Origin of the sequence: Campylobacter vulpis, assembly GCF_014217995.1 — a bacterium.
GTDB lineage: Bacteria > Campylobacterota > Campylobacteria > Campylobacterales > Campylobacteraceae > Campylobacter_D > Campylobacter_D vulpis.
The window spans coordinates 458,948-478,536 of the sequence record NZ_CP041617.1 but is presented as its reverse complement, the minus strand read 5'-3'; the positions used below and the strand labels follow the sequence as shown (position 1 = coordinate 478,536).

20 protein-coding genes are annotated in these 19,589 nt (G+C 34.9%); 7 read left to right on the top strand and 13 right to left on the bottom strand.

What is annotated here, in order from left to right:
* Window positions 1–35: 35 nt before the first annotated feature.
* Window positions 36–611 (bottom strand): ComF family protein, encoded by a 576-nt coding sequence (locus tag CVULP_RS02445; RefSeq protein WP_099460993.1) that lies wholly within the window; start codon window positions 609–611, stop codon window positions 36–38.
* A complete protein-coding gene (mapA, locus tag CVULP_RS02440) occupies window positions 608–1,252 on the bottom strand; it encodes an outer membrane lipoprotein MapA (protein ID WP_099507333.1) in 645 nt (214 codons plus the stop codon). The genes CVULP_RS02445 and mapA overlap by 4 nt, the downstream gene beginning before the upstream one ends.
* Window positions 1,253–1,381: 129 nt before the next feature.
* Here mapA and murD point away from each other — a divergent pair, with 129 nt between their 5' ends.
* From murD to CVULP_RS02415, 5 genes are all read left to right on the top strand, one after another.
* Window positions 1,382–2,590: a UDP-N-acetylmuramoyl-L-alanine--D-glutamate ligase gene (gene murD, locus CVULP_RS02435; RefSeq protein ID WP_099507332.1), complete on the top strand. Its 1,209-nt coding sequence runs from the start codon at window positions 1,382–1,384 to the stop codon at window positions 2,588–2,590.
* Window positions 2,591–2,598: 8 nt separating this feature from the next.
* The gene (locus CVULP_RS02430; protein ID WP_099507331.1) at window positions 2,599–3,123 is read left to right on the top strand and encodes an adenylyl-sulfate kinase; all 525 of its coding nucleotides are present in this window, start codon (window positions 2,599–2,601) and stop codon (window positions 3,121–3,123) included.
* A 1-nt stretch (window position 3,124) separates the two neighbouring features.
* A complete protein-coding gene (locus tag CVULP_RS02425; protein WP_213273145.1) occupies window positions 3,125–3,406 on the top strand; it encodes a hypothetical protein in 282 nt (93 codons plus the stop codon).
* Between the two features lie 100 nt (window positions 3,407–3,506).
* A complete protein-coding gene (locus CVULP_RS02420) occupies window positions 3,507–4,499 on the top strand; it encodes a DUF2972 domain-containing protein (protein ID WP_213315886.1) in 993 nt (330 codons plus the stop codon).
* A 55-nt stretch (window positions 4,500–4,554) separates the two neighbouring features.
* Window positions 4,555–6,645: an RNA degradosome polyphosphate kinase gene (locus CVULP_RS02415; RefSeq protein WP_099461398.1), complete on the top strand. Its 2,091-nt coding sequence runs from the start codon at window positions 4,555–4,557 to the stop codon at window positions 6,643–6,645.
* On the opposite strand, the gene CVULP_RS02410 is transcribed toward CVULP_RS02415, so the two are convergent.
* Window positions 6,642–7,091, bottom strand: coding sequence for a low molecular weight protein-tyrosine-phosphatase (locus CVULP_RS02410; RefSeq protein ID WP_099507090.1), 450 nt, complete (start codon window positions 7,089–7,091; stop codon window positions 6,642–6,644). The genes CVULP_RS02415 and CVULP_RS02410 overlap by 4 nt on opposite strands.
* Window positions 7,092–7,198: 107 nt before the next feature.
* Between CVULP_RS02410 and CVULP_RS02405 the strand changes: the two genes are divergently transcribed.
* On the top strand, window positions 7,199–7,774 hold the full coding sequence (locus CVULP_RS02405) for a hypothetical protein (protein ID WP_099507091.1): 576 nt from the start codon (window positions 7,199–7,201) through the stop codon (window positions 7,772–7,774).
* Here the strand turns inward: CVULP_RS02405 and CVULP_RS02400 are convergent.
* Both CVULP_RS02400 and CVULP_RS02395 read right to left on the bottom strand, forming a co-directional pair.
* On the bottom strand, window positions 7,760–7,948 hold the full coding sequence (locus CVULP_RS02400) for a hypothetical protein (protein ID WP_099461395.1): 189 nt from the start codon (window positions 7,946–7,948) through the stop codon (window positions 7,760–7,762). The two genes, CVULP_RS02405 and CVULP_RS02400, sit on opposite strands and share 15 nt — an antisense overlap.
* Window positions 7,949–7,956: 8 nt before the next feature.
* On the bottom strand, window positions 7,957–8,475 hold the full coding sequence (locus tag CVULP_RS02395) for a thermonuclease family protein (RefSeq protein ID WP_099507092.1): 519 nt from the start codon (window positions 8,473–8,475) through the stop codon (window positions 7,957–7,959).
* A gap of 57 nt (window positions 8,476–8,532) precedes the next feature.
* Between CVULP_RS02395 and CVULP_RS02390 the strand changes: the two genes are divergently transcribed.
* Entirely contained in the window at window positions 8,533–9,801 is a 1,269-nt protein-coding gene (locus CVULP_RS02390) for a M20/M25/M40 family metallo-hydrolase (RefSeq protein ID WP_099507093.1), read from the top strand.
* Window positions 9,802–9,814: 13 nt separating this feature from the next.
* On the opposite strand, the gene CVULP_RS02385 is transcribed toward CVULP_RS02390, so the two are convergent.
* From CVULP_RS02385 to CVULP_RS02350, 8 genes are read right to left on the bottom strand one after another with little or no spacing between them, the layout of a single operon-like run.
* A complete protein-coding gene (locus tag CVULP_RS02385; protein WP_099507094.1) occupies window positions 9,815–10,594 on the bottom strand; it encodes an enoyl-ACP reductase in 780 nt (259 codons plus the stop codon).
* Window positions 10,594–11,490, bottom strand: coding sequence for a 4-hydroxy-tetrahydrodipicolinate synthase (dapA, locus tag CVULP_RS02380; RefSeq protein ID WP_099461391.1), 897 nt, complete (start codon window positions 11,488–11,490; stop codon window positions 10,594–10,596). The genes CVULP_RS02385 and dapA overlap by 1 nt, the downstream gene beginning before the upstream one ends.
* Window positions 11,483–12,733, bottom strand: a complete 1,251-nt coding sequence (locus tag CVULP_RS02375; protein WP_099507095.1) for a M16 family metallopeptidase — start codon at window positions 12,731–12,733, stop codon at window positions 11,483–11,485. The genes dapA and CVULP_RS02375 overlap by 8 nt, the downstream gene beginning before the upstream one ends.
* Window positions 12,730–13,785: a quinone-dependent dihydroorotate dehydrogenase gene (locus CVULP_RS02370; protein ID WP_099507096.1), complete on the bottom strand. Its 1,056-nt coding sequence runs from the start codon at window positions 13,783–13,785 to the stop codon at window positions 12,730–12,732. The genes CVULP_RS02375 and CVULP_RS02370 overlap by 4 nt, the downstream gene beginning before the upstream one ends.
* 38 nt (window positions 13,786–13,823) lie before the next feature.
* Window positions 13,824–15,539: an ABC transporter ATP-binding protein gene (locus CVULP_RS02365; protein ID WP_099507152.1), complete on the bottom strand. Its 1,716-nt coding sequence runs from the start codon at window positions 15,537–15,539 to the stop codon at window positions 13,824–13,826.
* Window positions 15,539–16,903: a cysteine--tRNA ligase gene (cysS, locus tag CVULP_RS02360; RefSeq protein ID WP_099507097.1), complete on the bottom strand. Its 1,365-nt coding sequence runs from the start codon at window positions 16,901–16,903 to the stop codon at window positions 15,539–15,541. The genes CVULP_RS02365 and cysS overlap by 1 nt, the downstream gene beginning before the upstream one ends.
* Window positions 16,890–18,344, bottom strand: a complete 1,455-nt coding sequence (gene murJ / locus CVULP_RS02355) for a murein biosynthesis integral membrane protein MurJ (protein WP_099507098.1) — start codon at window positions 18,342–18,344, stop codon at window positions 16,890–16,892. The genes cysS and murJ overlap by 14 nt, the downstream gene beginning before the upstream one ends.
* A 56-nt stretch (window positions 18,345–18,400) precedes the next feature.
* Window positions 18,401–19,588, bottom strand: coding sequence for a glycosyltransferase family 8 protein (locus CVULP_RS02350; protein ID WP_099507099.1), 1,188 nt, complete (start codon window positions 19,586–19,588; stop codon window positions 18,401–18,403).
* Between the last annotated feature and the right edge of the window lies 1 nt (window position 19,589).

Genomic DNA, 19,589 nt, shown 5'->3' with positions numbered 1-19,589 from the left:
AATTCCTTTTGTTATAAAAAAATTATTGTAGCAAATTAATCTTTCGCATCAGCTAAAACTAAAGCAAAAAGCACAGAAATTTTGTTTTTTTCTAAAATTTCTTTAGCTTCAAGTATGCTAGAGCCAGTTGTTACAATATCATCGACTAAAATCACAGGATATTTAATTTCTTTTAAAAGCTTAAAATTTCTTTTATTTTTGCGTCTAAAATCTAAGCTTTTTCCACTATATTTAATCTTATTTTGTGCTTGTAAGGCGTGAAAAAGTGGCTGAATAAAAGGAGATTTTAAAGCCTTAGCTAAAATAGCTGCGTGAGAATAAAGTCCTTTTTCCACCCTATCATCAAGAGCAATAGCATTAATTTTAGTTTGAGGTTTAAAAATTTGATAAAATTTTGCAAAACTCAATTTTGCAAGAAATTTAAAAACAAAATAACCATAAAACTGATGTTTGGAGTGAAGTAAATGCTTGATTTCACTATATTTATAAAAATAATAAACTTTAAAGTCATTTTCTAATTTTCTCACTCCCCAACTTTGCTCACTTAGCTCTTTTAAACAGCTATCGCAAAAAGCTAGAAGAGTGAAAGAATGGCAGCTAATGCACCTCACAGAGAAGAAATTAAACTCGCAGCTTTATTTGCCATTTGTTTAATAAGTAAATGTGTATAAAAGGATAAGTCGCTCAAATTTTCAAAGCCTTGCACATCTTGCTTGGTTCTTAGGGTGAATTTTTTATTGCGATTAATATCATTTAAACTCATCACGCCAACTAATCTTGAGTGAAGTCCTAAACTATCTTGCTTAGATGCAAATTGCATAAAGGACAAATCAACCTTAGTTACATAAGGAGAGTTTTTATCATTGCCATCAAGCACCATAATACCTCTTGCTTCAAGCTCCTGTCTAAGATAAGTATAGAAAATGGCATTGAAATTTAAATCGATGTAGTATTTTTGATTTTTGATATAAACCACCTTTTGCTCTTCTTTTAAATCATAAAAGCGGTGCAAATACACTTTTTTCAAAGCCACGCCCGTATCAAGTGTCCTTTTATCCGCACAGCAATTTATCCCCATATCGCTAATGTATAAAAGTCCCTTAATCTTTGCTTCAAAACCCTGCGCACTATCACAAGGATAACATTTAGTGTTTTTAGAGATTTGATTAACTTGAGCGAAAGTATCTTGCTTTGCCGAACAACCTGCAAAAATCAAAAGTGCAAATAAAGCTAATAAGCAGTTTTTCATCATTTTTTATCCTTTTTAAATTCAAATTTTCAAATTGTATTTAAAAAGTTAGTAAATTTCAAGGTTTTTTATAATTGATTTAAAAAAATTAATTAGAATTTATGCTTTTAAGTTTGATTATAAAGATATAAAATGAAAAAATCACTTTTTGGATATGGAAAAACGACAAAGGCTATCGCTCAAACTTTAGCGCAAAAAATGGGAACTTTTAGCATTTATGATGATGATTTTAAAGAAAAAAACCTTGATGAATTTGGCAATGAGCTTTTACCTGTGAGTGCTTTTGAGCCTGAAAAAAGTGAGCTTGAAATCCCAAGTCCAGGCTTTCCTCCCACACACAGCCTAATTAAAAAAGCAAGAAATTTACAAAGTGAGTATGATTTTTTTTATGATATTATGCCTAAAAGCGTATGGATAAGTGGAACAAATGGCAAAACCACCACCACGCAAATGAGCCAACACTTACTTGCAAAAATAAGCTCACAAATGGGCGGAAATGTCGGCACACCCTTAGCTTTGCTTGATCCTTTTGCAAAAATTTGGATTTTAGAAACCTCATCTTTTACCCTACACTACACTAAAATTGCAAAGCCTGAAATTTACGCACTTTTACCCATAAGCAATGACCATTTATCGTGGCACGGAAGTTTTGAAAAATATGTCAAAGCAAAACTTAGCGTTTTAGAAAGAATGAATGAAAATAATGTCGCCATTTTGCCAAAAATGTATGAAAACACTCCCACAAAAGCCCATATTATAAGCTATGAAGATGAATTTGACTTAGCGAAAAAAATGGAGATTGATTTAACCCAAATTTCTTTCAAGGCTCCCTTTTTACTTGACACACTCCTTGCTTTAAGCATAGAAAAAATTTTGCTTGATAGCCTAAGTTATGAGCTTTTAAATAGCTTCGTAATGGAAAAAAACAAGCTTGAAGAGTTTTTTGATGCACAAAATAGACTCTGGGTCAATGACACTAAAGCCACAAACCAAGCAGCGGTTATGGAGGCACTTAAACGCTATCAATTTCAAAAAATCCATCTCATCATAGGCGGTGATGATAAGGGAGTGGATTTAAGCGACTTATTTGCCTTTATGCAGGGTTTAGATATCGAACTTTACGCCATAGGTGTAAGCTGTGAAAAAATGATAACTTATGCAAAAAGATTTAAATTAAACGCTACAAAATGTGAATTTTTACCGAGGGCTGTGAAAGAAATTTCAAAAAAGCTTAAAGTGGGCGAAGTGGCACTTCTAAGCCCTGCTTGTGCGAGTTTGGACCAGTTTAGCTCCTATTTAGAAAGGGGCGAATGCTTTAAAAAAAGCATAGCAAATTTGTAAGGATTAAAATGGAAAAATTAGAAAAAGGTGGGGTGATTTGGTTTAGCGGTTTAGCAGGAAGTGGGAAAAGCTTTTTAGCGGAGGCACTTTGCGAAAAATTACGCACAAAACTTCGCAATGTCATTTATTTAGACGGCGATGAATTAAGAGAGCTTTTAGGGCATTTTGGCTACGACAAGTCTTCAAGGCTTGAGGTTTCTTTTAAGCGTTCTAGATTTGCACATTTTTTAAGTGAGCAAAATATGCTAGTCATTGTCAGTGCCATTTCGATGTGGGAGGAAATTTATAAATTTAACCGCAAAAATTTAAAAAATTATTTTGAAATTTATGTTAAATGTGATTTTGAAGAGCTAAAAAGACGCGATAAAAAGGGGCTTTATAGCGGGGCTTTAAGCGGAGAAATTCAAAATGTCGTGGGCGTGGATATAGCATTTGACACACCAAAGGCACATTTGGTGATAGATAATAGTGAGCTAAATGGAGCAGATGAAAAGATAAAACTTATCTTAAACGCACTAGGTTTTAAGGACTAAAATGCAAAATTTACTCTCAACCTTCAAATCCAAACAAGCTGGAATTTTACTAGACGCCCTTCAAAAAGCTAATGATGAGGAATTTTCTCGTTTTGTTTTAGAAAATATTAACGCCATTAGCGCGTGGCTTCATAGTGAGGAATTTGAAAAAGAACATTTGCAAGAGCCTTTTCCTCCGCTTTTAAATCCTAAATTTTTAGAACTTGAATCTTCAAGGTATTGTGCGAATTTAGCGTGGAATTTAAATTTGCCTCTTAACATTGCTGGGGGGGGGGGGGGGTGAACGCCTCAAATTCATTTATATCTCACCTCACGGAGTGGGAGCGGCGGCTTTTGTTAGCTATCTCTTTTTTTGCGATCTTTTTTGCAATCCCTCTTGGAATATGCCCCTTGATTCAAAAGAACGCTATATCCAAAATTTCATCGATATAAGCGAAGGGAAATACCAATACTATGGAGTAAATATTAGCGAATTTAACATTAAAGATTTGGAAAAATTTTGTCATTTATTAGGTAAAGATACGCCCGTAATCATTGGCACAAGGGATAGCATAGGTATTTTAAAGCACTGTGTAGGGCGTAACTGGGATAAGCATATTATAAATTTTAATCATGAATTTAATCTTAGCCACGATTTTAGAGACTACATTAGGCACATCACACACAAAGATATGGAGTTAAATATCGATTTTAAGGACCTTGAAAACTCTTTCACTAGCACGAAAATTCTGCCCTTTTTTCGCAATATCACGCCTATTGATTGTGAGGAAATTCTGCCCCATAATGCCCTTGAAACGATGGAGAGATTAGCAACTAAGTTTAATTTTAATCCACCTAAAAATAAAACATATTTTCAAAACTATGAATTTAAGGGTTATTTGCGTTATATTTTACCTTTAGTGCTGTATGCTAATGAGAAAGACCCTATTTTTAGCCTTGAAAAAAGTGTGGAAGAAACGCCACTTGATAGGGAAAATAGCTTTGTTTTTATCATTAATGTCAATACAGAGCCTAATGAAGATCATAAAAATATCTTTAAAGAATTAAGTCAAGACCCCATTTCTAAGAATTTGGGAGTGTATGTAAAAAAGGAGGATTTAAAACGCATCGATAAAGAATTTTATGCAAAAATTAAGGCATATTTGAGTGAATTTATCGCAGAAATTATTAGGGTTACAAAAGAAGCGGAGGAGAAAATCTTAAAAGAAAAAGATGTTTTAGAATATCTTAAAAAACACAAAGACATTAGTTTGAAATTTAAACAAATGTGTGATGAGGAGTTAAAATATTTTAAGCAAAATCACCCAAATTTAGTCAATTCTTGGCATTATTATAAGAAATTTGAAAAGCTTTGCGAAACTTTTGCTATTAACTAAAAATTGACTAAATATTAATAAAAAATGCTAAAATACAAGGAAAAAAGGACTGCCTGTGCAAACTCAACCTAGTATGTTTTTAAATAGGGAGCTTTCTTGGCTTCGCTTTAATTCCCGTGTTTTAGACCAGTGTAGTAGAGATTTACCCGTGCTTGAAAGGCTTAAGTTTATAGCCATTTACTGCACAAATTTAGATGAATTTTATATGATAAGAGTTGCAGGACTTAAGCAGCTTTTTAGTGCAGGGGTAAATGCAAGTAGCAGCGATGAAATGTCTCCTTTAACTCAGCTTAAAGAAATTCGTAAATATCTACACGAAGAAAAAAAGCTTTTGGAAAAATATTTTCATCAAATTATCAATGAGCTTTCAAGCGAAAATGTCTTTATCAAATCCTACGAAGAACTTGGTAGTGAGTTAAAAGCTAAATGTGATGAATATTTTTTCTCAAATATTTTCCCCGTTATCGTGCCTATCGCTGTGGATGCGACTCACCCCTTTCCACACCTTAACAATCTTTCTTTTTCTTTAGCGGTTAAAATTTGTGATAAGTCTAATCCTGAGTTGGTTAAATTTGGTATGATACGCATTCCTAGAATTTTACCTCGCTTTTATGAGGTCAATTCCAACACCTATGTCCCCATAGAAAGCATAGTCAAACAACATGCCGAAGAGATTTTTCCTGGCTTTAAACTTCTCGCTTCAACTGCCTTTAGGGTTACAAGAAATGCCGACATTATCATAGAGGAAGAAGAAGCTGATGATTTTATGCTTATTTTAGAACAGGGACTTAAACTACGTAGAAAAGGGGCTTTTGTGCGTCTTCAAATCGAAGAAAACGCCGATGCGCAAATTTTAGAATTTCTTCACACTCACACAAAAATTTTTCATAAAGATGTGTATGAATACTCCACCTTGCTTAATCTCCCGTCCCTTTGGCAAATAGTGGGAAACAAGGCTTTTGCACATCTTTTAAGTCCTCTTTACACGCCAAAAACTCTGCCACCTTTTGATGAAAATTTATCCATTTTTGAAGCGATCGATAAAGAAGATGTTTTAATTATCCAGCCCTTTGAAAGTTTTGATCCTGTCTATAAATTTATAAAAGAAGCAAGTGATGATCCTGATGTGATTTCCATAAGAATCACGCTTTATAGGGTGGAAAAAAACTCAAACATTGTTCAAGCTCTCATAGACGCCGCTAGTGAGGGTAAGCAAGTTACTGTAATGGTCGAGCTAAAAGCAAGATTTGATGAAGAAAATAATCTTCACTGGGCTAAAGCCCTAGAAAATGCTGGTGCACATGTTATTTATGGAATCACAGGTTTTAAGGTGCATGCTAAAGTTTCTCAAGTGATTCGAAAAAATGGAGATAGGCTTAAATTTTATATGCATCTTAGCACGGGAAATTATAATGCCTCAAGTGCAAAAATTTACACCGATGTGAGCTATTTTACTTCAAGAACGGAATTTGCTAAGGATACAACAAGCTTTTTTCACATACTTTCAGGATTTAGTAAAAATCGCCGCCTAGAAAGCCTTGCAATGAGTCCTAATCAAATCAAGGAGCAAGTTTTAAAAATGATAAGGCTTGAAAGTGAAAAAGGAAGTGAGGGAGTTATCATTGCCAAAATGAATTCTTTAGTTGATGCTGATGTCATCGGTGCCTTATATGAAGCCTCTTGCAAAGGAGTGCAAATTGACTTAATCGTGCGTGGAATTTGCTGCCTTCGCCCCCAAATGGAATATAGCAAAAATATACGCGTAAGAAGTATAGTAGGCAAGTATTTAGAGCATGCTAGAATTTTTTATTTTAAGCATAGTAGTCCAAATTATTTCATCTCGAGTGCAGACTGGATGCCTAGAAATTTGGAAAGAAGACTAGAGCTTATGACGCCTATTTATGATGAGCGTTCTAAAACCAAACTTGCACAATTTTTAAAGCTAGAGCTTAATGACAATGCCCTAACCTACGAGCTTAAAGAAGATGGAGAGTATCACAAAGTCCTCCCAAAAGAAAATGATAAAATCATCGACTCGCAACAAACCCTAGAAGAAATTGTGAGTAAAATTTACAAAACCATACAAAAAGAAAATGATGAAAGTAAGGCAACTCATCTAGCCTCCAAACTTTTCAAGGAGAATTAAAGCTCCTTGATTAAATTCCTACAAGCGTGCAAAACGATATGATAGGTTTCGTCAAAATCGCCACTATACCAAGGATCAGGCACTTCATCATAGCCTAAATCCTTGGCAAAATCTGTCATTTTTTTGAGTTTCAATTCAACATTTTGATAAAAACACTTCACATTTTGCAAATTCATATTATCCATAACGATAATCATCTCACTTTCATCACACATTTTTTGCGTTAATTTTTTACTGATGAAATTCTTGGCTTTGATATTTTTAGCATTAAGCTTATTTTTCGTGCCTTGATGCATACTTTCGCCATTATGCTCCCCTGAAGTACCTGCACTTGTTATTTCAAATTCACCCTTCCTACCCTCTTTTTCTAGTAAATCTTTCATTACAAATTCAGCCATAGGAGAGCGACAAATATTCCCCAAACATACAAAAATAATTTTTTTCATCTAAAACTCCTTCCAAACACTATCTTACAACAAATCCCTAAATTTAAAACAAAAGCATATTAAAAAAAAACTTTTTTAGTCGATATAGTAATTTAGAAAGGTTTGCTATGAAAAAAGACAATTTTGATGAGGGAACTCAGCTAGAAGAATTTGTATCTCAAGAGGATATGGCACGCATTAAAACGGAGCTTGTAAGTTGCCCTGATGCAAATAATTCTTTGGTAGGGACTATTACTGCTTTATCGAAAAATTATGCTAAATCTGTGCTCATCACAAATTCAGAAATGATTATAGACGAGCAGGGATTAATTATGGATGCCTTTATTTTTGCTGCGGCAAATTATGTCGCACAAGCAGCTGTTAATAAGGAATTTTCCGTTCTCATAAGCTCAAAGTCCTATTTTTACGCTCCTTTAAAGATGGGTGATATATTAGAATTAGAAGCACACGCTCTTTTTGACGAAAGCTCAAAAAAAAGAAGCGTTAAAGTTGTAGGTAGAGTTAAAGAAATCAAAGTATTTGAAACAAGCATACAAATCATTTGCACAGATGAACACATCTTCAAGCTTAAACGCCCACCGACTCAAGCCGTCAAGCAAGAAGAAGCTCCACAACAAACTCCAGCCTCTAACATCAATCCAGAAGCTATGGCAGCCTCCCTACTTGCCTCAATGGGAAAATGACTCTGGAGTCATAGGCACATCAACCCAATTTTTGGGACATTCTTTATGATATGTCCCACTTGCGTCATAATATTCCTTGCAGTCATCATAGTAGCGGTTAGAAATGCCTCTTTCATTGACAAAACAGCCTGTCAAATTACAAATTACGCCTAAAATTATAATGCATCGTTTCATTTTTATCCTTATCGATTTGCCTTACGCCATTTAGATGGCTCTTTAGGATTTTTAGCTCTCCAAAGACCCTTTTTTTGTTCTTTAGCTTTCATTTGCTCTAGCTCATAATTCTTAGCCCAATAAGCCCAAGCATAGCCCTCACTCACCAAACGCTTCCCTACATCTTCCTCTCTTCGAGTGATACGAGCGACTATTCTATCATATCTATCTTTATCTTTATAAAAAATTGTAAGTTTTTGATTTAAAACAAGCTGTTGCAAATAAGCTTTTGATTGGGGTCCAAATTCCTGCCCCAGTTCAGGGGCATCAATGCCATAAATTCGCACTCTTTCTTGCCCTCTAACACTTAAAATATCTAAAGTATCCCCATCAATCACCCTTACAACCTTAGCCTCAAAGCTTTCATCATTTTGAGTAAAATTTTGTAAAAAAAGTGCGAATAATACAAAAATTAAAACTAAAAATAATTTCTTAGGACTACTTGCAAGTTTTCTTAAATTTGAAATTTGCCTTAAATTAACTCTCAAAATTTACCCTAAAAACAAAAAATAATGGCATAATTTTAACAAAATTAAGGAGTAAATATGCAAGAGGTTATCGAAAATTTTAAAAAAATCTGCACAATTCCTCATTGTAGTTTTGAAACAGAAGAATTAAAAAATTTTTTAGCAAGTTATGCTAAAGAATGCGGTTTTAAAGTGCAAATTGACAAAGTGGGTAATATCCACTGCATTAAAGGAGAGCCAAAAATTTGTTTGCAAAGTCATTATGATATGGTTTGTATGGGCGATGCACCTAAACTTGAGCTTTACGAGGAAAATGGCTTTTTAAGGGCTAAAAATGCCTCTTTAGGAGCAGATAATGGCATAGGTGTGGCGATTATGATGGAGGCGATGAGGCGATTTTCTCATTTAGAATGCCTTTTTACAAATGATGAAGAGGTTGGACTTTTGGGCGCAAATGGCTTAGAATGCGAACTTAAAGCTAAAAAACTTCTCAATTTAGACCACGAGGGCGAAAATGAAATTATGATAGGTTGTGCTGGGGGTGTGGATATTAGAGCAAGTCAAAGCTTTAGCACACAAAAAGCGTATGGAAAAGTTTATGAGCTTGAAGCTAGAAATTGCAAGGGTGGGCATTCTGGCATTGATATTATCAAAAATCATAAAAATGCTTTGAAGGAAATGGCAAAATTCATCACGCAAAATGAGGGCAAAATCATCTCTTTTGAGGGTGGAGAGAGGATTAACTCCATACCAAAACACGCTAAAGCCTTAATTATCTGTGAAAAAGAACTAAAAGAAAATGAGTGGGTAAAATGCACTTTTAAGGGAGAGCAAGAGGTGCAAATATGTGAGCAGGGCACACTTTTACTAAGTGTAATCAATGCCTTTTCTAATGGCGTTAGAAATTATGACACCAAACTTAACATTGTGCGAACAAGCATTAATCTTTCTCTTTTAAAAATGCAAGAAAACAAAATTATTTTTGAGCTTTTTGCACGCTCAAATGCCCTCGATGAGCTTGAAAATATAGAATTTGAAAGCTTAGAATTTTTTAAAAGCTATGGTTTTGAAGTTGAAAGCTATAATTTTTATCCACCTTGGGAGGGCAAGGAAAATGCTTTTAGCAAAGAAGTTTTTAACGCTCTTAGCCTCTTTGTTGAAAATGTCAAAATTTCAGCTATTCACGCAGGGCTTGAATGTGGCATTATAGAGAAAAAATTTCCTCTTATGTGTGCCTCCATAGGTCCAAATATTTATAATCCTCATTCAACAGATGAAAGATGTGAGTTAAGCTCTGTGGAGAAAATCTCTAAAGCAGTCTTTGAGGTGCTAAAAAACAATCAATAAGGCTTTTTAAGCCTTATTTGAAAGTCGTGCCTCCATCAACGATGAAGGTATGTCCTGTAACCCAACTCGCCTTATTTGAACAAAGAAACAAACAAGCCCCTGCCAAATCTTCAGGCTGCCCCATACGATTTAAGGGGCTTAGATTAATAGTTGCTTGTTTTACTTCTTCGTAATTTGTAAAAGCCCTTAAAGCGTCTGTTTCAATGGGTCCTCCACTGACAACATTCACGCGTATATTTTTATCTCCAAGCTCTGTGGCAGCGTATCTTGCCATAGCTTCCACCGCCGCTTTTGCTGTGCCATGTCCTGCATAATTTTCTATATGCACCAAATTTCCCGTTGATGAAATAGAAACAATACTTCCTCCACCCACCTTTTCCATTCTTTTAGCGGCTTCTTGCGAACCCACGACAAAGGCATTAACTGTGGCTGTAAAAATATTATTAATCCCTCTAGGCTTTAACTTCATAAATTTCGTATAACCCCCCACAACAGCACGCCCTGAAATAATTGCATTTGAGATGAAAAAATCAATGCGTTCAAAATCCACATCAATCTTTTCAAAAAGCTCCTTATAAGTTTCAGGCTCTAAAATATTAAACTCATATGCTCTTGCCTTGATTTTATACTTTTGCTCTAAATCTTTTACCATATCCTCAGCAATTTGGGCGTTAGAATTATAAGTAAAAGCGATATTTACACCCATTTTAGCAAATTCATAAACAATAGCCTTACCAATGCCCCTCGTCCCACCGCTAATAACTAAAGTTTTTCCTTGAAATTCCTTATCCATTAAAATCCTTTAATTTCATAATTTTTCATCACGGCTTCTATTTTAGCAAAATTTTCCTTACTAGGAGGGCAAAGTGGAAGTCTAAATTCTAAATTTTCAATCAAACCTGCAATAAACATCGCCGCTTTTATCGGGATAGGATTGCTTTCACAAAAAAGAATTTTGTTAATATTATAAAGCTCATCGTTAATTTTCTTAGCCGCTTTATAATCTTCATTTAAAGCCTTTTTAGTTAGCTCACTTAGTCTGTCAGGAAGCAAATTTGAACTGACTGAAATAATGCCCTTGCCGCCGTTTGAAAGTATGGGATAATTAATCGCATCATCACCAGAAATCAAAACAAGACGCGGTTCGTGTGCAAGTAAATCCACACATTTATCAATATTCCCACTTGCCTCTTTAATGCCGTAAATATTTTCACAGTCTCTAAAAAGTCTAATCGCCGTGTCCGTAGCGATCTCACAGCTTGTGCGTCCTGGGACATTATATAAAAGCACGGGGATTTCCACGCTTGAAGCTATGGCTTTATAATGCTGGTAAAGCCCCTCTTGCGTAGGCTTGTTATAATAAGGCGTAACGCTTAAAATTCCGTCCGCTCCGCATTTTTGTGCAAATTGCGCTAAACCCACCGCCTCGTGAGTGGCATTACTCCCAGCTCCTGCTAAGACCTTAACTTTAGAGCCTTTGCAAATATCCACAGCAATTTCTATGCAAGTCCTATGCTCTTCGTGCGTTAAGGTCGCACTTTCTCCGGTTGTCCCCACAGGAACAACAGCATCAATTCCATTTTGAATTTGTCTTTTGATAAGTTTAGCATAGCCTTGCTCGTCTAATTTTCCATTTTTAAAAGGCGTGATGAGTGCGCTCATCGCTCCTATAATGCAATTTTTATCCATTATTTTCCTTTCTTAAAATTAAAGTTGTTGAATTTTCTTTTACAAAATACTTTGAGGCTACTTTAATCAAATCTTCAACTTCAAGGGTGGCTATATTTTTTTCGTAATTTAATAAAGGACTTAAATCTCCTCTTGCCAAATAACTTCCATAAATGTTAGCCAAGGAACTCGCATTATTTAAAGAAAAGATAAAATCACTTCTTGTATTATTTTTCACTCTTTGTAAGGATCTTTTTGAAATTTTACCCTGCTTGAGAAAGTGCAAAATATCAAGGAGTTTTTTCTCCACCTTTTCAGCCTTTACGCCCGGATTACAATTTGCAATGAAAATGAACAAATTCTCATCAACACTATCATTTACAAAAGCGTAAAATTCATTCACAAGGCTTAATTTATCCACCAAAATTTCGCTTAAAATTGCACTCTTACCACTTCCTAAAAGCTCAGCCAAAGCATTTAAAGCTGGAATGTCTTTATGCTTGAAATTTGGAATTTTAAAAGCTAAGGCTAAAAGCTCTGTTTGAGTCTCTTTAAAAATTTCCGCTCGTCTTGCGCCGTCTTGCTTTGGCTCTTTGGTGTGAATTTTTGGAATTTTACCCGTATTTTTAATGCCCTCAAAATGCTTACTAGCCTTTTTGAAAAGCTCACGCGTCTCCACATCGCCACTTACAAGCAAAATTGCATTTTGTGGTTGATAAAAGCTTTTATGAAAGGCTTTAATGTCCCCAATGTCCCAATTTTCAATGTCTTTATAAAAACCTATGGGAGTCCAGTGATAAGGGTGATATAAAAAAGCGTGATTATAAAGCCTAAAATACAAATAACCAAGTGGATTATTATCCGTTCGCCAACGCCTCTCCTCTAAAACCACCTGCCTTTCAGGCTGAAATTCCTCATCTTTTAAGCTTAAATTTTGCATAAGTTCAGCAAATAAAGCTAAAGCCTTATCTAAATTATCCTTAGCACATTTAATATAATAATGTGTATAATCAAAGCCCGTGCTAGCATTATCCACGCCGCCAAAACCTTTAACAATTGCATCAAATTCCCCAGCACGCAAATTCTTTGTGCTTTTAAAATTAAGATGTTCAAGCATATGTGCTATGCCGCTTTTTCCCATAGTTTCATTGCGTGAGCCAACTTTATAAAAAATATCTACGCTAATGACTCCGCTATTTTTATTGACAGGAAAAGCGTAAATTTCAAGCTTATTCTTTAAAACCTTTTTTTCATAACTTATCATTTTAACTCCACTCCAACCGCCTCACTAAGATGGTAAAAACCATCTTTTTTCAAAAGCTCTATTAAGCCTTCATTAATGTCTTTAATCAAACTTGGACCTTTAAAAATCAATCCCGTAAAAACCTGCACCAAATTCGCTCCCTTTTTAATCCTATCATAAGCCACCTCCGCACTATCTATCCCCCCACTTGCTATAAGTAAGGTTTTGCCAAAAAGCTCTTTTGAAAGAGCGTGAAAGAATTCTCCGCTTTTTTGCGTAATGAGCCTACCGCTAATGCCGCCAAAAGTGCGGTTATTACTAAGTAGACTATAATCTGTGCTTGTATTTGCTACAATAAAGCCACTCACGCCTTTTTCAATCGCACTCTCACAAAGACTTAAAGCCTCTTTTAAATCCATATCAGGTGCAATTTTTATCAATATAGGCTTCTTTGTAATTGCTCTAGCCTCTTTTAATAAAACGCTTAAAAATTCCTCATTTTGCAAGTCTCTTAAATTTTTAGTATTGGGTGAAGAAATATTGATGATGAAATAATCACACAAATCCTTAAAGCTTCTAAGCAAGGTAAAATAGTCATTTAGAGCATTTTCATTACTTGTAAGCTTATTTTTGCCGATATTTGCTCCAAGGGGCAGAACAAAGGGATAATTTTGTGTCATTCTTTTAGAAATTATATCTGCACCTTGATTATTAAAACCCATAGCATTTTGTATGCTTTCTTGCTCAATTAGACGAAAAAGTCTGGGCTTTTCATTACCCTCTTGTGCTTTTGGAGTGAAAGTGCCAAATTCCAAAAAACCAAAACCAAGCGTGCTTAAAGGGCGTATCATCGTGGCGTTTTTATCAAAGCCACCCGCCAAGCCTACGGGATTATTAAATTCCAGTCCTAATAATTTTTGTCTTAAAATTTCATTATCAACGATGTATTTATAAGCTAAAAAACTCAAAGCTCCCGGAAAAACGGCATTTAAAGCTCTTAATGAATGCTCTACTAAACTATGTGCATTTTCAGGGTCTAGCTTAAAAAGTAAGGGTTTGAAAAAATCATACATTTTTATCCTTTCAAATGCCAAATTTTAGCGAAAAATCTTTACAATTTGACTTCATCTTTCATTTTTAATTTACGATAAGCTTCACAGCTTTCTAAAAGCACAGCATCGCTCCCGCACGCTACAACCTTACCTTTGTCAATGAGGGCGATTTTATCGGCATTTTCCACAGTGCTTAAACGATGTGCTACAAGTAAAATTAGCCTATCTTTTTTCAAATTTTCTATGGTTTTGACTATGGCTCTTTCGCTTTCATTATCAAGTGCTGAAGTTGCCTCGTCAAAAATGAGTAAGTCAGGATTTTTATACAAGGCTCTAGCTATGGCTATTCTTTGTTTTTGACCACCGCTTAAGTTCTTGCCATTTTCAAAAAGTTGGGTATAAATGCCTCCCATTTTTTCTACAAATTCATAAGCATTTGCAAGTTTTAAACTTTCAATTACTTTTTGTGCGTCAAATTCCTCACTATAAGCGACATTTTCAGCAATGCTATCATTAAAAATATAAATATCCTGCGTCACTAAAGCCATTTTTAAACGCAAAGATTTAAGGCTAAATTCATCAATACTTTGATTATTAAGTAAAATTTCCCCACTCTTTCTTTTAAAAAAGTGAAGTAAAAGCCCTATAATAGAGGATTTCCCCCCACCACTCGCTCCCACAAGGGCTAAAATTTCGCCTTTTTTAAAGTTTAAATTCAGTCCATTTAACACGCTTTTTTCCTCATAGGCAAAAAATACATCTTTAAATTCCACCGCATTTATGCCCTTAAGCTCCTTTTCTCCACCCTTAATTTCAGGCTTTAAATCAAGTAGATAAAAGGTCCTCTCACTCGCCACTATGGCAGTTTGTAATCTCCCATACAAATTTGTAAGCTTTTTAATAGGCTGATAAAGCGCAAAAAGAGCCGACACAAAGGCTATGAAAGAACCAGCACTCATACGCCCTGCTATGACTTCCTTACCACCTATAATAATCACCAAAGCCACACCCAAAGAGCCAATAAGCTCCATTATAGGTGAGATTAAAGCATCAATTCTGCTTGTTTTAAGCGTAACCTTGCAAAGCTTTTCATTGTGCTTATTAAATTTATTGCTTTCTTTTTGCTCTGTGCTATTTGCCTTAATTAGCTCGATATTTGTAAAAATTTCTCCTAAACTAGAAAGTAAATCCGCCCCAGTTTCTTGCGAATTTCTGGCATATTTTTTAAGCTTTTTAGCAAACCATATTAAAGGTAAAATTGCACAAGGAAGCACGATGAGTGCAAAAAATGCAAGGCGTGGGCTATTATAAATCACAACGCTTAAAAGTCCTATGGCTGTCATCATTTCACGCAAAAGTTCAGGCAACAAGGTAGAAACTATGCTTTGAAGTGCGCCTATATCGTTCGTGCAACGACTCATTAGCTCCCCACTTCTATAACGCTTAAAAAAATCCATATCTAAACGCAAAAGATTATCAAGCACATTTTTGCGTAGGGTTTTTAGGATATTTGTGCCAATATAAGCGACATAATAGCTTTGCATATAAAGTCCCGCATTTTTAATCAAATATGCAAAAACGATAAAAAAAGGCACGATGTAAAGTAAATCCACCCTTTTTTCTATAAAAATATAATCTAAAATGGGTTGTAAGGAGTGAAAGCTAGCCGCCGTGCCTAAGGCTGCCATCATCATACCCAAAAAAGCAAGTAAAAAATATCTCAAATACTCTATATAAAAGGGCTTAAAACGCCTTAAAACCTCCCTTAAGCTCATCAAGCTTTCTCCCAAATCGTGCCTTGCGCTGTATCTAAAAGCACAACGCCAAAATCTGCCAAATCTTGCCTTAATTTATCAGCCAAAGCGTAATTTTTCGCCTTTTTAGCCTCAGTGCGTTTAAAAATTTGCTCCTCTATCCACGCTTTTTGCTCCTTGCTAAATCCTTGCTGAAAATATAAAATCGCATCTTCAAAACCCAAGCCAAAAATAAAAGTAAGCTCCTTAAAATCCTCCCTCAAATTCTCTTTTAAAGCCTTATTTTCGTCAAGTTTTAAATTTGCATTTGTGATAAATTCATCAAGTAAAGCCAAAGCCTTAGAAATATTTAAATCATCTTGTAAAGCCTGTAAAATAGCAGTTGAAACTTCTCTTTCACACTTTTTAGGTTTATCTTCCAATTCGTTTAAATCAAGGCGTTTTTTTAAGCGGTAAAGCTTATCTAAACGCTTTTTACACAAAGCTAAATCCTCTAAAGAATAATTAAAATGTGCCCTATAATGCACACTCATTAAATAAAATCTCAAAGCCTCCCCACAAAACTCCCTTAAAGCGTCCCTTACAAAAAAGCTATTATTAAGGCTTTTGCTCATCTTTTCGCCGTCAATCTTTACAAAGCCATTATGAAGCCAATGCGTGGCTAGGTTTTTCCCAAAGGCACAACGACACTGCGTAGCCTCATTTTCGTGATGAGGGAAGAATAAATCCACCCCCCCAGCGTGTATGTCAAGCCCGTCCTTAAATAAAGCCTCTATCATCGCCACACACTCACTATGCCAACCCGGACGCCCCTTACCAAAAGGAGCGGTGTAAAAATTTTCATCAAATTTCCACAGCACAAAATCAGCTTCATTTTTCTTTTCTTTTTGTTCGTTTAATCTTGTTTGATTATCCTCAAAGCTGCGTTTTGAAAGGCTTAAATAATCCTTATCTTTACTGGTATCAAAATAAATTCCATCTTCTAAAGTGTAAGTAAAACCCTGCTTTTCCAAACACAAAATAAGCTCTATCATCTGCTTAATAAAATCAGTTGCCTTAGGCTTTAAGTCAGGCTCTAAAACACGCAAATGCCTCATATCTCTTTCATAATGTGCGATATATTTTTGCGTGATTTGCTCTAAACTTTCGCCGCTTTCTTGCATTTTTTTTAAAATTTTATCATCGATGTCAGTATAATTTCTCGCAAAGCAAAGCTTTCTTCCAAGAGCAAGTAAAGTCCTACGCAACATATCAAAACAAATGTTATTTCTAGCGTGTCCTAAATGTGCATCATCATACACTGTGGGACCACACAAATACATATTAACAACGCCCTCTTTTTTAAGGGCTAATTTCTCCTTTTTCACACTATCAAATAAAAGCACTAAAGCCTCCTTTAATCCACTCAAAAACCCCTACAAAAAGGCTGATTATCATCATCTTACTTTCTAGCAACACATACGCAAAAAGTGCTAAAAATAACACGGCGAAAAAGCTTTTTTTCCAAGAAATCAAGCCCCAAAAACGCCTAAAACCAAATTCTTTAATATTAGCCAAAAGTAAATAAAAAGCACTTAAAGAACTTGCAAATGCCACTGCTAAAACCTTTAAATTCTCATCTTTAATCAAAAAAATTAAAACGATAGAAACAAAAGCACTCAAAATAAGAGCTTTTATGGCGATAATAGCGGCGATTTTTTGCTTAAATTCCGCATAAAGCCACAAAGAGAGTAATTTTTGTAAGCCAAAAGGCAAAAGTCCTAGTAAATAAGCCATTAAAACATAAGCGCTTAAAAGGCTATCTTTTTGCGTGAAATTTCCCCTCTCAAACAAAAGCTGACAAATTTCTTTTGCAAAAATAATGCCCACTATGCTCGAAACAACAAGTAAAAAGCTAAGTCCTGCTAAAGCCCTACGCATAAAGCTTAGAGCCTCTTTTTCTTGACTGCTTTTTAAAAGTCTTAAAATTTTAGGAAAGGCAACTTGAGTTAAAGCAATGGCAAAAAGTGCGAGAGGAAGCTGAAAAACGCGGTTTGCATAGTAAAGATAAGAAATGCTCCCTGTGATAAGAAAACTTGCGATTGTTGTGTCTAAAAGAGAACTTATTTGAGTTGCTGAAGAGCCTAAAACCCCGTGTGAAAAAGTAGTGTAAAAACCCTTTAAATTCGCCTTATAACGCCTTAATTTAAGGCTTAAACCCATAGCACGAACCGCAACATTATTTTTCAAAGCAAAAAGATGTAAAATAAGCTGTGCCACCCCACTTAAAAGCGTGGCATAAGAGAAGTAATAAAGCGTTTGATGAGGATTATTTTTATCCACAAAAAAGGCGGCGATGACTATGCTAAGATTAAACAAAGAAGCTGAAAAAGAGGTCAAAAAAAATTTGTGCCTATAATTTAACAAGGCACCAAAAAAAGTTACCACGAAAATAAAAAATAAATACCAAAAATTTATAGCCACCAAAGGAGAGGCTAAAGCGATAGTCTTTGCATCAAAACCAAAGGCAAAAATTTTTGTAAAAAAAGAGGCAAAAAAGCTTACTAAAAGGCAAAATAAAAAGACAATGAAACCAAATTGCAAAAGCACACTTACACAAAATGCACCCTTTTTCCTTGCTTTGACAAAATTAGGTAAGAAGCTTTGTCCAAAAGCTCCTTCTGCAAAAATGCGTCTAAAAAACGCAGGCATTTTAAGTGCAACGAAAAAAATATCGCTATAAAGCCCAGCCCCTAAAAAAAGGGCAATTAAAATATCCCTAGCTAGTCCTAAAATGCGTGAAAATAAAATCCCTAAGGCATTAACGATGTAATTTTTAAATATCAAATTATTACTCTAAATGAAAATAAGCGAAAATTCTAACACGCTTATTTTAATGCTTTTTAACGCCTCGCATATTTTTCATAAGAACTTATACATTTTAAAGCCTTTAAAAACACGCTAAAAACACCTTTTTTCTTAGCCCTAGCGTGTAAAACCATTTCGCCTAAAAGCAAAAAAAGGGCAAAGTCTTTATCATTGAAATTTTGGGCATTTTGAGCGATTTTTAAATCCTCATCTTGATGTTTGATAAGATGAACAATTTTAAGCACATTAAAATTTTTCGTGTAGCGGTAAAGTAAAGAACCAAGCCCAGCATAAAGCAAATGATCTTTGATGTGTCTTTTAAGCTCTAAAAGCTCGGTACTAAAGGCAGGAGTAAAAGCTGCCTCCTCCCACCATAAATCATTGACATTACGCCCCTTGCTATCATTAAAAGAGCGTAAAAATTTCCAAGGCTTAAAGCATAGATGGAGAATTTTAGGACTTTCAAAGCTATGTTTAAATTCCTCTTTTGTGTAGTTTAGATAGCCCAATTTATCGTCCTTTGTAATGGCATAAGCATAGGCATTAATAAAAAAATTCCAAGCAAAATCAAGTTTTAGCCTCTTTTTTGACTCTATACAAGCATTAAGCAAATCTTGGTCAGCACCCTTAATATAAAAACATTTTGAGGCTAGCTCCTCGCAACGCTCCTCAATCTGTGCTTTTTGATACTCTTTGACATTAATAAGCAAAAGTCCTGCATTAAAATAATTTTCATCAAAATAAAAGGTCTTTTTCTCACTTCCCTCCATAAATTTAATCTTAGCCCTCTTACTTCCCATATCTCCAACAACAGCAGCGATATTATCTTTCAAATCTAGCGCAAAAAGTTCTCTTAAATCCTCCAAAACAAGCATATCGCTATCAAGATAAAGGCAGGTTTTTACATTATCATTTAAACAAGATAGCATTTTAAGACGATAATAGGATAGTTTATTATTTTGTGCGGCACCCGAACTTGGGAATTTATCAAATTTGGCATTATCTTGGATATGAATTTTAATCTCACAAGGATAAATTTCACTTAAAGTTTTTTGTAAAATTTCTAGCTTTTTTCTTGTTACATCACTGATAAAATCACTCAAAATATGAAAACAAAAAGGTTTTTTCTCATAAGCTTTTGTCGCATTTTTAACAATACTAGTCATCAAAACGCTAGTGAATTTTATGTAATTTTCATCAGCCGTGAAAAAAATGTGATACATC

Excerpts from the sequence above, each read along its gene's own strand:
- mapA (WP_099507333.1), bottom strand. The coding sequence starts at position 1,252 with ATGATGAAAAACTGCTTATTAGCTTTATTTGCACTTTTGATTTTTGCA.
- murD (WP_099507332.1), top strand. The coding sequence starts at position 1,382 with ATGAAAAAATCACTTTTTGGATATGGAAAAACGACAAAGGCTATCGCT.
- CVULP_RS02430 (WP_099507331.1), top strand. The coding sequence starts at position 2,599 with ATGGAAAAATTAGAAAAAGGTGGGGTGATTTGGTTTAGCGGTTTAGCA.
- CVULP_RS02425 (WP_213273145.1), top strand. The coding sequence starts at position 3,125 with ATGCAAAATTTACTCTCAACCTTCAAATCCAAACAAGCTGGAATTTTA.
- CVULP_RS02420 (WP_213315886.1), top strand. The coding sequence starts at position 3,507 with ATGCCCCTTGATTCAAAAGAACGCTATATCCAAAATTTCATCGATATA.
- CVULP_RS02410 (WP_099507090.1), bottom strand. The coding sequence starts at position 7,091 with ATGAAAAAAATTATTTTTGTATGTTTGGGGAATATTTGTCGCTCTCCT.
- CVULP_RS02405 (WP_099507091.1), top strand. The coding sequence starts at position 7,199 with ATGAAAAAAGACAATTTTGATGAGGGAACTCAGCTAGAAGAATTTGTA.
- CVULP_RS02400 (WP_099461395.1), bottom strand. The coding sequence starts at position 7,948 with ATGAAACGATGCATTATAATTTTAGGCGTAATTTGTAATTTGACAGGC.
- CVULP_RS02390 (WP_099507093.1), top strand. The coding sequence starts at position 8,533 with ATGCAAGAGGTTATCGAAAATTTTAAAAAAATCTGCACAATTCCTCAT.
- CVULP_RS02385 (WP_099507094.1), bottom strand. The coding sequence starts at position 10,594 with ATGGATAAGGAATTTCAAGGAAAAACTTTAGTTATTAGCGGTGGGACG.
- dapA (WP_099461391.1), bottom strand. The coding sequence starts at position 11,490 with ATGGATAAAAATTGCATTATAGGAGCGATGAGCGCACTCATCACGCCT.
- CVULP_RS02375 (WP_099507095.1), bottom strand. The coding sequence starts at position 12,733 with ATGATAAGTTATGAAAAAAAGGTTTTAAAGAATAAGCTTGAAATTTAC.
- CVULP_RS02370 (WP_099507096.1), bottom strand. The coding sequence starts at position 13,785 with ATGTATGATTTTTTCAAACCCTTACTTTTTAAGCTAGACCCTGAAAAT.
- CVULP_RS02365 (WP_099507152.1), bottom strand. The coding sequence starts at position 15,539 with ATGAGCTTAAGGGAGGTTTTAAGGCGTTTTAAGCCCTTTTATATAGAG.
- CVULP_RS02350 (WP_099507099.1), bottom strand. The coding sequence starts at position 19,588 with ATGTATCACATTTTTTTCACGGCTGATGAAAATTACATAAAATTCACT.